General features: G+C 43.6%; 12 protein-coding genes and 1 tRNA gene. 11 read left to right on the top strand and 2 right to left on the bottom strand.

The features are described from left to right. Nucleotides 1–125: 125 nt before the first annotated feature. The 5 genes from mutY (at nt 126) to rlmM (ending at nt 4,274) form a co-directional block, all read left to right on the top strand. Complete coding sequence (mutY, locus tag VT06_RS08985; RefSeq protein ID WP_235357393.1) at nt 126–1,196, top strand: A/G-specific adenine glycosylase; 1,071 nt, start codon at nt 126–128, stop codon at nt 1,194–1,196. A 13-nt stretch (nt 1,197–1,209) separates the two neighbouring features. Then, nucleotides 1,210–1,482: an oxidative damage protection protein gene (locus VT06_RS08980; protein ID WP_046553968.1), complete on the top strand. Its 273-nt coding sequence runs from the start codon at nt 1,210–1,212 to the stop codon at nt 1,480–1,482. Nucleotides 1,483–1,503: 21 nt separating this feature from the next. Next, nucleotides 1,504–2,439, top strand: coding sequence for a transcriptional regulator GcvA (locus VT06_RS08975; RefSeq protein WP_046553967.1), 936 nt, complete (start codon nt 1,504–1,506; stop codon nt 2,437–2,439). After that, the gene (locus tag VT06_RS08970; protein WP_046553966.1) at nt 2,420–3,061 is read left to right on the top strand and encodes an alpha/beta family hydrolase; all 642 of its coding nucleotides are present in this window, start codon (nt 2,420–2,422) and stop codon (nt 3,059–3,061) included. The genes VT06_RS08975 and VT06_RS08970 overlap by 20 nt, the downstream gene beginning before the upstream one ends. Nucleotides 3,062–3,194: 133 nt before the next feature. Then, the gene (rlmM, locus tag VT06_RS08965) at nt 3,195–4,274 is read left to right on the top strand and encodes a 23S rRNA (cytidine(2498)-2'-O)-methyltransferase RlmM (RefSeq protein WP_046553965.1); all 1,080 of its coding nucleotides are present in this window, start codon (nt 3,195–3,197) and stop codon (nt 4,272–4,274) included. A 32-nt stretch (nt 4,275–4,306) separates the two neighbouring features. On the opposite strand, the gene VT06_RS08960 is transcribed toward rlmM, so the two are convergent. Further along, nucleotides 4,307–5,437 carry an endonuclease/exonuclease/phosphatase family protein gene (locus tag VT06_RS08960; protein ID WP_152659001.1) on the bottom strand — a complete coding sequence of 377 codons (1,131 nt, stop codon included), beginning with the start codon at nt 5,435–5,437 and terminating at the stop codon, nt 4,307–4,309. Between the two features lie 382 nt (nt 5,438–5,819). On the opposite strand from VT06_RS08960, the gene VT06_RS08955 reads away from it, so the two are divergent. The 5 genes from VT06_RS08955 (at nt 5,820) to VT06_RS08935 (ending at nt 12,136) form a co-directional block, all read left to right on the top strand. Further along, a complete protein-coding gene (locus tag VT06_RS08955) occupies nt 5,820–8,963 on the top strand; it encodes a TonB-dependent receptor (protein WP_046553964.1) in 3,144 nt (1,047 codons plus the stop codon). 122 nt (nt 8,964–9,085) lie between these two features. Then, complete coding sequence (gene udk, locus VT06_RS08950) at nt 9,086–9,718, top strand: uridine kinase (RefSeq protein ID WP_046553963.1); 633 nt, start codon at nt 9,086–9,088, stop codon at nt 9,716–9,718. Nucleotides 9,719–9,738: 20 nt separating this feature from the next. Continuing rightward, a complete protein-coding gene (locus tag VT06_RS08945; protein WP_046553962.1) occupies nt 9,739–10,947 on the top strand; it encodes a NupC/NupG family nucleoside CNT transporter in 1,209 nt (402 codons plus the stop codon). Between the two features lie 30 nt (nt 10,948–10,977). Then, complete coding sequence (locus VT06_RS08940; protein WP_046553961.1) at nt 10,978–11,925, top strand: isopenicillin N synthase family oxygenase; 948 nt, start codon at nt 10,978–10,980, stop codon at nt 11,923–11,925. 125 nt (nt 11,926–12,050) lie between these two features. Continuing rightward, nucleotides 12,051–12,136 (top strand) — tRNA-Leu (locus tag VT06_RS08935). 31 nt (nt 12,137–12,167) lie between these two features. Here the strand turns inward: VT06_RS08935 and VT06_RS08930 are convergent. Next, nucleotides 12,168–13,634, bottom strand: coding sequence for a RimK family protein (locus tag VT06_RS08930; protein WP_046553960.1), 1,467 nt, complete (start codon nt 13,632–13,634; stop codon nt 12,168–12,170). Nucleotides 13,635–13,796: 162 nt separating this feature from the next. Here VT06_RS08930 and VT06_RS08925 point away from each other — a divergent pair, with 162 nt between their 5' ends. Continuing rightward, nucleotides 13,797–14,933 carry a GNAT family N-acetyltransferase/peptidase C39 family protein gene (locus tag VT06_RS08925; RefSeq protein ID WP_046553959.1) on the top strand — a complete coding sequence of 379 codons (1,137 nt, stop codon included), beginning with the start codon at nt 13,797–13,799 and terminating at the stop codon, nt 14,931–14,933. Nucleotides 14,934–15,134 lie beyond the last annotated feature (201 nt).

Genomic DNA, 15,134 nt, shown 5'->3' with positions numbered 1-15,134 from the left:
CTCCGTATTGAAACTGCGGCGCACATTATGCGGATATTAGCCGCTAAGCTCAACTGACGTTTTGCGTTGGCATTTAGGCTTTGGCTGCTTATACTGCGTTGAAATTTGCTATGGGGAGACAGTGGTTGCAAAAAGAAATTGCTAATTGGTTTTCAGATCAGCTGCTTAGCTGGTATCAGTTACATGGCCGTAAAACCCTGCCCTGGCAAATTAACAAAAACCCCTACAAAACCTGGTTAAGCGAAATAATGCTACAGCAAACCCAGGTTACTACTGTTATTCCGTATTTTGAGCGATTTATTAAGCGCTTTCCCACTGTTAGCCAATTAGCGGCAGCACAATTGGATGATGTATTACATTTATGGACTGGCCTTGGGTATTACGCCAGGGCCCGAAACTTGCACAAAGCAGCTCAAATTATTACTACGGAGCATCAGGGCGAATTTCCAATTGCTTTTGAACAGGTGCTGGCTTTGCCGGGAATAGGGCGCTCTACTGCTGGCGCGATATTGTCATTAACCCTGGGGCAGCAGCATCCCATTTTAGATGGAAATTGCAAACGGGTCCTTAGCCGTTTTGCTGCGGTAGCCGGTTGGCCCGGTAATAAAGCGGTTGAGCAGCAATTATGGCAACTTGCCGGTGAGGTTACTCCTGAAAATGACCAGGTAATGGCTTTTAACCAAGCCATGATGGACTTGGGTGCCTCGTTATGTAGCCGCAGTAAACCCCGCTGTGCGTCATGCCCGCTTAAGCTTCATTGCAAGGCTGCATTAGCTGGCGAGCAGACACAGTATCCTGGTAAAAAACCCAAAAAAGTACTCCCTGAAAAACACAGTTTCTGGCTGATGTTTCAACACAATGAACAAGTATTACTGCAGCAACGGCCGGCAAGTGGTTTATGGGGGGGCTTATACGGTTTTATGGAATTTAGCAGCAAGCTGCTGCTGACCGATTATCTGCTAATAAATGGCCTTGGCAATAACAACAGCATTGAGCTGCCCGCTTTCAAACATACGTTTAGCCATTTTCACTTATGGATATCACCAGTGCTGGTGCAGATTAGCGCTAAACCTGACAGTGTGCAGGAGCAAAGTGCCGCGCAATGGTTTACAATAACGCCATTACCGCAGGTGGGGCTATCAGCGCCAGCAAAGTTACTCCTGCAACAGCTGCAGGCTACATATAAAGCGGAATAAGGAAAGTATATAAATGAGCAGAACGGTATTTTGTCAGTACTTAAAACAAGACGCACCAGGGCTGGATTTTCAGCTATATCCCGGCGAGTTGGGCAGTAAAATTTTTTCATCCATCAGCAAAGAAGCCTGGAGTAAATGGCAGGCTAAGCAAATTATGCTGATCAATGAAAAGAAACTGAATATGATGAACCCCGAGCATCGGCAATTTTTAGAGCAACAGATGGATGCTTTTTTGTTTCAGGGCCAGGATATTGAAATTGAAGGCTACAAGCCACCAGCCAGTTAATTATTGAGCTAAGCAAAAGTTATGGCGCGTCGTCTGCCCCCATTGAATGCATTAAAGGCTTTTGAAACAGCGGCCAGGCACCTTAGTTTTACTAAGGCGGCTGAAGAGATGTATGTTACCCAGGCTGCCATAAGCCACCAGATAAAGGCACTGGAAGACCATCTGGGCTTAAAGTTGTTTATGCGCAAAAACCGCTCTTTATTATTAACTGAAGAGGGCCAGAGCTATTTTCTGGATATTAAAGAAATATTTTTGCAGCTGCATGAATCAACAGAAAAGCTATTGGCTCGTGGTGCCAAAGGCTCGTTAACCGTAAGTTTGCAACCCAGCTTTGCTATACAGTGGTTGGTGCCACGCTTAAACCAGTTTAGCGAGCAACATCCGGATATCGATGTTAGAATTAAGGCCGTTGATTTAGACGAGGGCTCGTTAACAGACGATGTTGATGTGGCTATTTACTATGGTCGTGGTAACTGGCGTAATTTACATGCTGACAAATTACATACTGAATATTTGTTACCAGTGTGTTCACCGTTGCTATTAAATAGTGGTAAGCCACTAAACGAGCCGACTGATTTAGCAAAGCACAATCTATTACATGACAGCTCGCGCCGCGCCTGGAAAGCCTGGTTTACCAGCCAGGGCTTTAAGCAGTTTAATGTTAATCAGGGGCCGATATTCAGCCACTCGTCAATGGTGCTGCAAGCGGCTATTCATGGCCAGGGTGTGGCGTTGGCGCACAACGTTTTGGCTCGGCCAGACATTAACTCTGGCCGGTTAATCGTGCCGTTTAATCATGTGCTGATCAGTAAAGACGCCTATTATTTAGTTTGCCGGGAAAGCCAGACAGAACTTGGTAAAATTACCGCTTTTCGCCAATGGATGGTTGATATGGTTACCGCTGAGCAACTACTATTTACCGAGCAACAATTTACCAATGCCGTCGTTATTGATTAATCACAAAGCCGATTTACACCACCCCAGAGCAGCAGCTAAAGCCAGGTTAATTCTGGCACATGGCGCTGGTGCAGCATGCAATAGCCCTTTTATGCTGGCGCTGGCGGATGCTTTGGCCGGTTTTAACATTGAAGTGCAGCGTTTTAATTTTGCATATATGCAGCGCAGCATTGAGCAGGCAAGCAAAAAACTGCCTGATAAGATGCCACTGTTGCAGCAGCACTTTATGGAACAAATTAACGCGGTGGATAACAGTTTGCCATTATTTATTGGGGGCAAGTCGATGGGCGGACGGGTTGCCAGTATGCTAACGGCCGCTAAGGTAAAAGCAATTTTTGCTTTTGGTTATCCGTTTCATCCGCCAGGTAAAAGTCAATGGCGTACTGATCATTTTGCCAGCTTGCCGGCACCGCTTTTTGTGGTGCAGGGCGAACGTGACCCGTTTGGTAAGCGTGCAGAGTTAACGCCTTTCAGTTGGCCTAAGGTTAGTGTGTACTGGCTAACTGCAGCGGATCATGACTTTTCACCTACCAAAGCCAGCGGCCTAACCCAGCAACAGCTTATTGCCAGTGCAGCTGCTTATTGTAATAAGAAAATTGATGAAATACTGCTGGCCAGCTAGTAGTAACCAAACTGCAGGATGCCGGAGTATTCGAATTACCATTTTATTCTTTTGTCTTAGCTTTAATAGGCAGACAAATTTTGATTATTGGCTGGGTGTTGCTTGTGGTAAGCGCCTGGCAAAAGGACATTAAATGAAACAATTGTTATTATACTGCCGTGCAGGTTTTGAAAAAGAATGTGCCGCAGAAATTCAAGATAAAGCCAGCAGCTACCAACTATTTGGTTTTTGCAAATTAGTTGCTAATTCGGCGTATGTTATTTTTGAGGCTTACGATGTTGATAGCTTAGCGACATTTTATCGTGACTTCGAATTTAACCAGTTTATTTTTATCCGGCAGTGGTGTTTATTAGCTGCGCCATTATTGGATTTGCCGGCTGCTGACCGGATTGCGCCGGTTTTAGACGCATTACAACATACTGAAATCAGCGGCATAGGTGAGCTGCGGGTCGAGTTTCCACAAACTAATGATGGTAAAACGCTGTCTACTCTGGCCAGGAAATTTACAGTGCCTCTACGTCAGGCATTGCGTCAGGCTGGTGTCATGTTGCAAAAAGAGCAAAAACGGGCGCCGGTGCTGCATTTGTTTTTGCTCAGTGGTCAGCAGGGGTATTTGGGGTTGTCTTATCCTGAGAATAATAGCCCACTGGAAAATGGCATTTTGCGCTTAAAGTTCCCCAATGAAGCGCCAAGCCGCAGTACTTTAAAGCTGGAAGAAGCGTTTATTGAGTTTATTCCCCGTAACGAATGGGACAAGCGGCTGGCACCTGGCATGCTCGCGGTGGACTTAGGGGCCTGCCCCGGCGGTTGGACTTATCAGTTGGTTAAGCGCAGCATGATGGTAACAGCAATAGATAACGGCCCCATGGCTGAGTCATTAATGCAGACGGGTCAGGTTAAGCATTTAATGGTAGATGGCTTTAAGTTTGAACCGAAAAGAAAGAATGTTTATTGGTTGGTATGCGACATGATTGAACAGCCACAGCGGGTGGCAGATAGGATAGCCGATTGGATCATTAACGGTTGGTGTCAGGAAAGTATTTTTAACCTAAAGTTACCGATGAAACGCCGCTATGAAACAGTACAAGAGGTGTTGGAAAACTTGGAAAATAAGTTGCTATCAGCGGACATTAAATACCAGCTCTTAGTAAAGCACCTTTATCATGATCGGGAAGAAGTCACGGTATTGGTGCGTAATGTAGTGATGCGCTAGCGGCTGGGCTGCTTTGGCCATGGCATGGCCGGTTAATCAGCAGTAAGCGCCAACGTCAGCCAGACCAGCTTATGGTCTGAACTGGCACCCCTGCTACCCACTAAAGGGTAATCGGCGTCATCTTTTGCTGGCCAGAATACGCCACCGTCTTTAATGTTAAAACCAAAATCAGATGCCAACACATAATCTGCCCGCATGCGCCAGCTCGCGGTATGGTATTTTGCATGAAAAAGTTCAGGAGTATTTTCTGCGCCGCCTTTACTAGCAGGGGTAAAGCTTTGGTTTATTCTATGATGGCTAACCAGGGCTTTTATAGCCGTACTAATTGCATCACCATCGCCATCGGCCGAGGCATTTAAATCACCAAGCAGCACAAAACGGCTGTTGTCGGTTAGGCCACCTGTTTTACCGTTATCATCATAAATGTAACCGGCCTCAGCGGGATTAAGATAATCAAGCCAAAAGCGGATTTCATCATGGTTACGAATACCATTGCGGTTTTCTTCGCCATCAAATACCGGTGGAGTAGGGTGGCTGGCCAAAATGTGCACGGTTTTACCATTAATAAGCAGTGGGACATCCCAGTGGCTTTTCGATGATAGTGGAAACTGTTGCCAGGCAGCTTTGCTGTACCAAGGGCTGCCGTCGGCTTTTATGGTAGGCATAAAGTTTGGCATATCTTGCCATTTAAAATGCTGAAAAGTACGAACCTGGCCAGTGTTAATCGGGTATTTGGATAAAATAACCATGCCGTATTGTCCGGGGTAAAAACCGAAACCCCAGGCATCAGCACCCACGCCAGTGGCTTTACCATTATTATCCAAGTCAAAGGGGCTGGGTTGGCCGGTATTTACTGTTGAGTAATAAAAGTAAGGATAGTCAATCGGCTCACTGCCTTGCTGAGCCTGATTAAGGTAATTTTTGATAAAAGCCTGGATGCCAAACTCGGGCATGGCAATGTAGTCAAATTCATTCAACAGCAGCACGTCAGGCCTTACCCGTTGAATAATAGCGGCAATATTTTTTATCTGTGGGTTGTCACCGTTCACCAGAATAGTGGCTAGCACAGTATTGTCGCCGGTTGCTCCAGGCGGCAAGTAGTTGCTAGATTCCATACTAACATTAAAGGTGGCAAGCCTAACTTCAGTGGCGGTGTTGGCCATAGCTGCTCCGGACAAAAATAATAATAACAACAAGCCGAAATACATATGTTTAAACATAATTAAATTTAGTTTTGAAAACAGACGAGCAGCATAACGGGGACAGCAGTACAACGCCAGCATGACTATGTTATATCCTAAAAAGGTAGCGCAACAACTGATATTTTTTTAACCAATTTAAAGTGCGGTTGTTCGCAAGATAGAGTAGCCATGTTACACTTGCGTGACAGGCGCCCTTTGACTAAAGAAGAGCTTAAAAGTTCCCGGTTAAATTGTTATGTAACGAAAATGACATAAAAGTCAGTTACACTTAGCCTAAGCTTAAAAACAGCCTCTGTATTTAAACGGAATAAATTACAACTATCAACTACCAGGTGAAAACGTTATGAAAATAAAAAGTTTAGCTCTTGCGGTCACGCTCGCTCTTGGTGTCAGCAACATTGCGTTTGCTCAGGAAACATCATCAGCTGTTCGTGGTGTTGTTACAACCGAAGCAGGCACAACTGTTGCTAATGCAACTGTCTCTGTAATGGACAAGCGTAATGGTACAACAAGAACTGTTACTACTAATGATACCGGTACTTTTTCTGCCCGGGGTTTACAAGTTGGCGGCCCATATTCATTAACAGTTGTTGGGCCAACAGGCCGGACTGAAACTATTGACAATGTTTTTCTGACTTTGGGCGAAACGCAAAACCTGAATTTAGTTATACAGCAGGCTGATGTTGAACGAATTGCTGTTACCGGCTCAGCTATTAGTAATGCTAATTATGGCAGTACAAGCCCATCTGCTAATTTTAGTTTGACTGATTTAGAATCTATTCCTGCAATTAACCGTGACTTAACGGACATAGTTGCTGCAGACCCACGTATTTATATTGATGCTGGATTTTCTCGTGGTATTCAATGTAATGGAGCCAGCCCGCGTTTCAACAGTTTAACTGTTGATGGCGTTAAAATGAATGATAACTTTGGTTTAAACAGCAACGGTTATCCTACTGAACGGATGCCATTTTCTTATGATGCTTTGCAGCAGGTTTCTGTTGAATTTGCTCCGTTTGATGTTAAATATGGTGGTTTTACAGCCTGTAATATTAATGCGGTAACAAAATCAGGCGGTAACGAGTTTAAAGGTTCGGTTTTTTATGACTTTACCAATCAGTCTTTACAAGGCGATAAACTTGAAGGCACTAAACTAGATCAGGATAATTTCAGTGAAAAGCGTTATGGTCTGAACATGGGCGGCGCCCTGGTCCAAGACAAACTGTTTGTATTTGCTGCGTATGAAAAATACGAAGGTGCCGATACGTTTAGCCGCGGCCCGCAAAATTCTAACGCCGGAACACCTGTTGCCGGTTTAAATCAGGCTGATTTAGACCGTATTGCCCAAATTGCAGCTGACGTCTACGGTTATAATGTTGGTGCACCAATCGGTTCTTCACCGGTTGAAGATGAAAAGCTGTTAGTTAAGCTTGACTGGTATATTAACGATGCCCATCGTGCGGCTTTAACTTATAATTATAACGATGGCGGTTCGGTAAACGAGGCTGACTCACAAAGCTTTAACTACGAATTCTCAGACCATTATTATGATCGTGGTGCAGAGTTTGAATCATATGTTGCTCAGATTTTTTCAGATTGGACAGACAATTTTTCAACTGAAATTCGGGCCGGTTACTCACAGTTAGACAACCGCCAGGTTAATATTGGTCCAGGTGGTTTAGGTGAAGTTCAAATTACAGTTAACAATGGTGCTAGTGCTACCGTTTTCTTAGGCGTTGATGATTCACGTCAGTCTAATAAATTAAATTACGATACTACTTTTCTCAAACTGGCTGGTACCTATTCATTAGGTGATCACCTCATTTATGCTGGTTACGAGTTCGAAGAGTACAACGTATTCAACTTATTTGTGCAGCACTCAATTGGTGAATACCGTTTTAACAATATTGATGATTTTGAAGCAGGTGTGCCAGCACGTATTTATTACGGCAGTGGTGCAGGGACTAATAACCCTAAAGACGCAGCAGCGAATTTTGGTTATTCTGTTCACACCGTTTATGCTCAAGACGAGTATTACTTTTATGATTATGACCTAACTGTTACATTTGGCTTGCGTTATGACTGGTATAGCAGTAGTGATAAACCACGGGTAAATGAGAACTTTGTTAATCGTTACGGTTTTGCCAACGATACGACCTTTGATGGTGAAGGTTTATTACAGCCTCGTTTAGGTCTGAACTGGAACGTTAGTGACCAATTAGAATTGCGCGGTGGTGTTGGTCTTTACTCAGGTGGCAATCCAAACGTTTGGTTGGCTAACGGTTTTCAGAACGATGGCGTTACTCAAATTCAGATTGAAGACCGGTCTCGTCCTAATTTGTTCCAAATTCCATTGTCCGGTTCAGGCCGGCCACTTTATGATATACCTCAGACATACTTTGATCAGGTTGCTAATGCTTCAGGCGATAGTGCAGTAAATGCTGTTGATCCAAACTTTAGTGTACCAAAAGAGTGGAAATATGCATTAGGTGCTACTTATACCTTTGATGAAGGTACTGTGGTAATGGCTGACGTGATGTATACGGTTTCTAAAGATCAGTCTATTGTTCGTGATATTGCTAAAATACAGACAGGAACTTTATTTGACGGTCGTCCGCTATATTCAAGCGTTGAAGGCAACCGTTCACAAGATTTCCTGTTAACGAATGCTACTGAAGATGCAAAACAGTATTCGTTTAGCACCTCAGCAAGTAAAAGTTTGGATTTTGGTCTGGATTTGACGTTGGCATATGCCTATATTCAGTCTGAAGATTCAAATCCAATGACCAGCTCAGTGGCGTTTTCAAATTTTGCAAACTATGCCCGAAGTGATTATAACAATCCTGGCACTGCTACTTCAAACTACGAAACACCTCACCGTTTTACGTTCAGAGCAACTTATAATCATGACTTCTTTGAAGGATACACTACTTCAGTGAGTCTGTTAGGTTCGCATAATAAAGGTCGTCCTTATAGCTATACCTTTGAGAGGAACTTCTCTGGTGATGGTGCAACAGGTCGTCAATTGTTATATGTACCAACGGGTGTAAACGATCCTAACATTGTTATTGGTAGCGTTACTAATCCACGTACTGGAGTGGTTACTCCATTTGCCACTGATGCGTTTTTTGCATTTATTGACGAAAGTGGTCTGAGTAAGTTCGCTGGCGGTATCGCAGATCGGAACGAATTTTATAGCGACTGGTGGACCAAAGTAGACCTGCGTATATCTCAGGAGCTGCCAAGTTTTGTGCAAGGTCACAAAGCTAAAGCCTTCTTTGTTATCGATAACTTAACTAACCTGTTAAATGATGACTGGGGTGTTTTGTACGAGGCCAGCTTCCCACAAACAGCTGCTGTAGTGGATGCTACTATTAATGCACAGGGACAATATGTGTTTAATGCCTTTACTAACCGTAATCCGCAAGGCCGAAGAGTTGCACCTTCTCTGTGGCGCATGACAGTAGGTATAGAATACAAGTTCTGATAATTCTTTCTGTCTTAAAACGAATGCCCGCTTAATGCGGGCATTTTTTTAGCTTTTTTTATTTCTATCTGCAGTAGAATTAGCGATAATCGCCAGCTGTTTTGTTAAAAGTAGGCGACGTTGTGGGTAAAAACACCATTATTGCTATTGCGGGTGCTTCGGCGTCAGGTAAAAGTTTATTCGCATCAACAGTTTATCAAGAACTGGTTGCTGAGTTAGGCGGTGAGCGAATTGCTATTTTATCGGAAGATGCTTACTACCGCGATCAAAGCCACTTGTCGTTTGAGCAGCGGGTACTGACTAATTACGATCATCCGTCTGCTTTTGAACATACCTTGCTCGTTGAGCATTTGCAGCGACTGCGCGCTGGGCAGAATATCGAAATGCCGCAGTACAGCTATAAATTTCACACCCGGCTGGATGAAACCATTAAAGTGCAGGCAGCTAAAGTAATCTTGGTGGAAGGTATTTTACTGCTTAATGATGAAAAACTGCGACAGCAATTCGATATCAGCGTATTTATGGATACCCCACTGGATATTTGCTTGTTGCGACGTATTAAGCGCGATTTAGAAGACCGTGGCAGAAGCCTGGCTTCAGTTACCGAGCAATATGAAACTACGGTGCGGCCGGCCTTTTTTGAATTTATATCACCATCAAAACAATATGCCGATCTGGTGGTTACCCGTGGGGGTAAAAACCAAATTGCTATTGATATTATAAAAGCAAAAATTCGTCAATTACTGGCAGAATAACAAAAATTAGGGAATAACCTATGATGGGATTAGTGGGCGTTTTTGCCTTATTATTAGTGGCTATTGCTGCTTCAGCGCATCGCAAGCGCATTAATTGGCGCACCGTGGGTGGTGCTTTTGCTATTCAGCTGGGTATTGGTGCTTTTGTGCTGTACGTGCCGTTTGGCCAGGATGTGTTATACCGTGTGTCGCAAGTTGTCGCTAATGTTATAAGCTACGCCAACGCTGGTATTTTGTTTTTATTTGGCGACTTGGGTAATTTTTCACAAGGCTTTATCTTTGCCATTCACGTGTTAACTATTATCATCTTTTTCTCATCGTTAATTGCCGTGTTATACCATATTGGCCTGATGAGCTGGGTTATCCGATTAATTGGTGGCGGCTTACAAAAACTATTGGGTACCAGCCGGCCAGAGTCTATGTCGGCGGCCGCGAATATTTTTGTCGGTCAAACGGAAGCGCCGTTAGTGGTAAAACCTTTTATTCCCACCATGACCCGTTCTGAATTGTTTGCCGTAATGGTAGGGGGGGTGGCGTCGGTGGCCGGTTCAGTGCTGGCCGGTTATGCCGGTTTAGGCATTGACCTAAAGTATCTGATTGCAGCTAGTTTTATGGCGGCACCAGGTGGTTTCTTAATGGCCAAAATAATTTTGCCAGAAACTGAACAGCCTAAAAACGAACTAACTGAAATAAGCACAGAAAAGCCGCACACTAATGTTATTGACGCAGCGGCAGCGGGTGCTTCAAGTGGAATGCAACTGGCGCTAAATGTTGGTGCTATGTTGTTAGCATTTGTCGGTTTAATTGCCTTAGTCAACGGTATTGTTGGTGGCGTTGGTGGCTGGTTTGGTTTGGAAGGTCTGACCTTGCAGCTCATTTTTGGTTATGTATTTCAGCCTTTAGCTTTTATTCTTGGCGTATCCTGGGATGAAGCCAGAATGGCGGGTAGCTTTATTGGTCAAAAACTGGTTATTAATGAATTTGTTGCATACCTCGATTTTGTGCAAGTAAAAGATCAGTTGAGCGCGCATACGCAAGTCATCGTCACTATTGCGTTATGTGGTTTTGCTAACTTTTCTTCAATTGCTATTTTATTAGGCGGTCTGGGTGGTATGGCACCTAGTCGCCGAGCTGATATTGCTCAGTTAGGTCTTAAAGCCTTACTTGCGGCAACATTGGCTAATTTAATGAGCGCTACTATTGCAGGGCTCTTTTTTACTTTAGGCTAGGCTGAACAAGCCAACAAACAGGTCTTTTATATGACACAGCAAGTTCCAACGTTAGATATAAGACGGTTTGCCACCGACAAAGATAACTTTGTTGCCGAAATTGGCAAGGCCTACACTGAGTTTGGATTTTGTGGCATTAGCGGCCACGGTATTGCGGATGAAGTGGTAGCAAATACTTACAATGCGATTAAGCAGTTTTTTGCTTTACCAAATGAGGTTAAAGCAAAGTACCATAAACCAGGGCAGGGCGGTGCGCGAGGTTACACTGCGGTTGGCGTTGAAAAAGCCAAAGATTCAAAGCATCCTGATTTAAAAGAATTCTGGCATGTTGGCCGGGAGCTACATGGCCCGGCGCCACACCCCAGCTTGTACCCTAATGTCTGGCCTACCGAAGTGTTGGGTTTTAAAGACGCTACTTATACGTTATTTACCGAATTAGAGCAGTTAGGTAATCGGGTGCTGGAGGCGTTGGCATTGTTTTTGGGACAGCCGCAGCAGTATTTTGCTGACAAGGTGAATTATGGCAATTCAATATTGCGGCCAATTCACTATCCACCTATTAGTGATACCTCAACCGAGTCTATCCGGGCTGGTCAGCATGAAGATATTAATCTGATTACGTTATTGGTGGGTTCAAATGAGGCTGGTCTGGAAATACTTCGTCGTGATGGTAGCTGGTTACCGGTAACAACCATTGAAGGCACTATTGTGGTCAATATTGGCGATATGTTGCAACGGCTAACCAATCATATACTGCCGTCTACCACGCATCGGGTTGTTAACCCAGCGGGTATTGCTGCGGGTGAACCACGTTACTCTATTCCGTTTTTTATGCATCCAAATCCTGACTACGTTATTGAAACGCTGGCAAGCTGCATTAGCGAGCAACGGCCTAACCGTTACCCACAACCCATTAATTCTAATGACTACTTAATGCAGCGCTTGGAAGAGATTGGTTTGTTGAAAAAGGCGACCTAAAAACAGCATTGCTTAGCAAATAAGCGAACGGCTAAATAGCAGCAGAATAGTTTAATTCAATTGTTGACTAGTTGTTTTGAATCGCTATACTGCTCGCCATGTTAGGCACCTAGTGCAAAACATATGCAGATGTGGTGGAATTGGTAGACACGCAAGCTTCAGGTGTTTGTGCCCACAAGGCGTGAGAGTTCGAGTCTCTCCATCTGCACCAAATTAACCGGCTAAGGCCGGTTTTTTGGTTTTTATCGTTTTAGTTCAATGCGGCGAATAAAGTCTTCTACCAGAATATCATACAGCTTATTGCCTAAGTGTAAGTCTTCCACACCATCATCAATGTTAGGGTTATCATTTACTTCAATAACATACACTTTCTCGCCATCTTGTTTTACATCTACGCCATATAAACTATCACCTATTGGTGCACAGGCACGAATGGCGGCGTCAAGCACATGTGCCGGAACTTCATTTACCGCGCAGGTGCTAAAGCCACCACTTTCAGTTTTAGCCTTACTGTGTTTATATATTTGCCAGTGATTTCTGGCCATAAAGTACTTACAAGCAAAAATTGCCTGGCCATTTAATACACCAATGCGCCAGTCATATTCCGTAAAGGTATATCGCTGAGCCAAAATAATAGCGCTTTGTTCAAATAGCGTAGCTAGAGTGGAACGAAATTCGGTAAGTGTTTTAACCTTAATTACCCCGCGGGAAAAGCTGCCATCGGGAATTTTTAATACCAGTGGTAAGCCTAGGCTATCAACTGCACGTTCAAGGTTATCTTCGTCCTGCTTAAACAACATTAAGCCATCAGGCATCGGTACTTTATGCTGCTCAAATAAGGTGTGCAGGTAAACTTTGTTACCACAGCGCAAAATAGAGCTGGGATCATCAACCACCGCTAAACCTTCTCGCTCAGCCTTTTGCGCCATATGAAAAGTATGATGATTAACAGCAGTCGTCTCTCTGATAAATAAACCGTCAAATTCAGCTAAACGTTGCATATCTTTAGCAGTAATTTGTTCAACATCCATAGCCGCTTTTTTTGCTGCGCGGACAAACAGTTCAAGTGACTTTGGTGTGCAAGGCGGAAATTTTTCTTTTGGGTCAACCAATACTGCTAAATCATATTTAAACTTGCGGTTCGCCGGCTCAAGCCGCCAGATTTTATGGCTATAACGTTCTAAAATATTACCAAACAGGCTTTGCTCAGTTTCAGTTAACTTATTAACACTGCCAATTTTAAGTGTTTTTACCTGCCAGCTGGCTTTTTTTTGCAGTTCAACCCGTAGTATGGGTACTGGAAAAGCCTCAAACAGAAAAGACGCTACCTTCTTTAACGCTTTATGCTCTGTTTCACCAAAATAAATATTAAAGGTAAGCTGCGTTGCAAGTTCATCTGTCAGGGCTTTATTAAGTTGTTGCAACAGCGCAAGAGGAACCTCATCAGCAAAGTCAGCAATTTCGTGGCGGTTAAACTTATTAAATGCTCGAACAGAGGGCATAACATTGTGGCCGCGAGCCTCGGCCAGCAAAGAGCAATAATAACCACTACCGAGGTAGTGTGACTGCCGACATAGATTTATAACTCTTACCCGCTGTTTTTGTTTTGCCGACCATTTAAGATAAGCAGGTAAACTCATTACGCCGTCATACTGATGAAAGGGCGCCCAGTCCTGAGCTTTATCTACTATTATTATCAATTTTGCCATGTTGCCTCCTGTTAGCAGAGCTAGCCTGACCGAATATAACATTGAAAGACAGCAAAATTTTTTTCAGCATAGCATCAGAATTTCTTACTGGTATTTCATAAGCATAACTGTTTTGATGCCAAACTAAATTAACGCTGGCAAATGAAGTAAAGGATACGGTTAATGACAGCGCAAGTAGTAAAAACAGCTCACATTAGTACCATAGCATTGCGGCCTGCTGCACTGAGCGATGTTACTGCTTTGGTGGCACTGGAACAACGTTGCTTTAATTCCGACAGGTTGAGTGTTCGTAGTTTTCGCCGCTTTATTACCGAAAAACGCAGTGATATAACAATATTGGACGTGGCTGGTAAGCTAGCTGGCTACTATTTGCTAATTTACCGGCGTGGTACCAGCCTGGCTCGATTATATTCAATAGCAGTAGACCCCGAATTTCGACAGCAAGGGTTAGCAGAAAAGTTGATGATGCAGGCTGAGCAACAAGCCGCTGGTAGACTTTGTGCACTGCTTCGGCTAGAAGTACGAAAGGATAATACTGCGGCTATAACGTTATATCAGAAACTACACTATCATGAGTTTGCTATTAAGCATGCCTTTTATGAAGATGACTCAGATGCAATATGCATGCAAAAACAGGTAATTCAGTTTAATAGTGGATCTGTAATTCGCCAAGTGCCTTATATAGCGCAAACAACACCTTTTACCTGTGGCCCCGCGTGCTTATTAATGGCTTTTAATTATTTTAAGCCAGGACAATTTGCGCCATACCAGTTAGAAATTGAATTATGGCGCGAAGCGACGACTATATTTATGACTAGCGGCCATGGTGGTTGTGGTCCACGAGGCTTAGCACTTGCCGCTAAAAGCCGCGGTTTTGCTGTTGAAGTGTATCTTAATAACGACGGTTTGCTCTTTGGTGATACAGTTCGAAGTGTGGTTAAAAAAGCCATTTTACAGCGAGTGCATGATTCTTTTAAACAACAGACAGAGCAGCAAGCCATAGCAGTGCATCATGCGGACTTATCGATAAGTGCTATAAAACAGTATTTACAACAAGGGAAATTAATTATTGCCCTGATCAGTACCTGGCAGTTTGATAAAAGCAAAGCGCCACACTGGGTAACGCTATGTGCTGCCGATGAACACTTTATTTATATTAATGATCCTGATACTGCCGATATTCCCTGGCTGTCTGCGGCAGAGCGACAGTATATTCCTGTTGAACACAAAATATTTACTAAAGCATTTAGTTACGGCAAAAAACGGCTCAAAGCAGCCATCATTATTGGTTTAGACTGAAAAATACAATTTATAGTATAAAATTTAGCTTACTTGTTTGCTTTATAAGCAAACGATAAGGATTGGACAGTTTTTATAAGATAATCGCTTGCACCTGAATTAAAACACCCTATAATGCGCGCCATGCCAAGGGGTACTGCGGGTTGGGTACACTGGGTGAGATAAGCCGGGTAGCAAAAATCTTCTAAAAAGACGCTTGAC

It is taken from the genome of Arsukibacterium sp. MJ3 (assembly GCF_000987765.1).
Lineage (GTDB): Bacteria > Pseudomonadota > Gammaproteobacteria > Enterobacterales > Alteromonadaceae > Alishewanella.
This window is presented reverse-complemented; position numbering and strand designations above follow the sequence as displayed.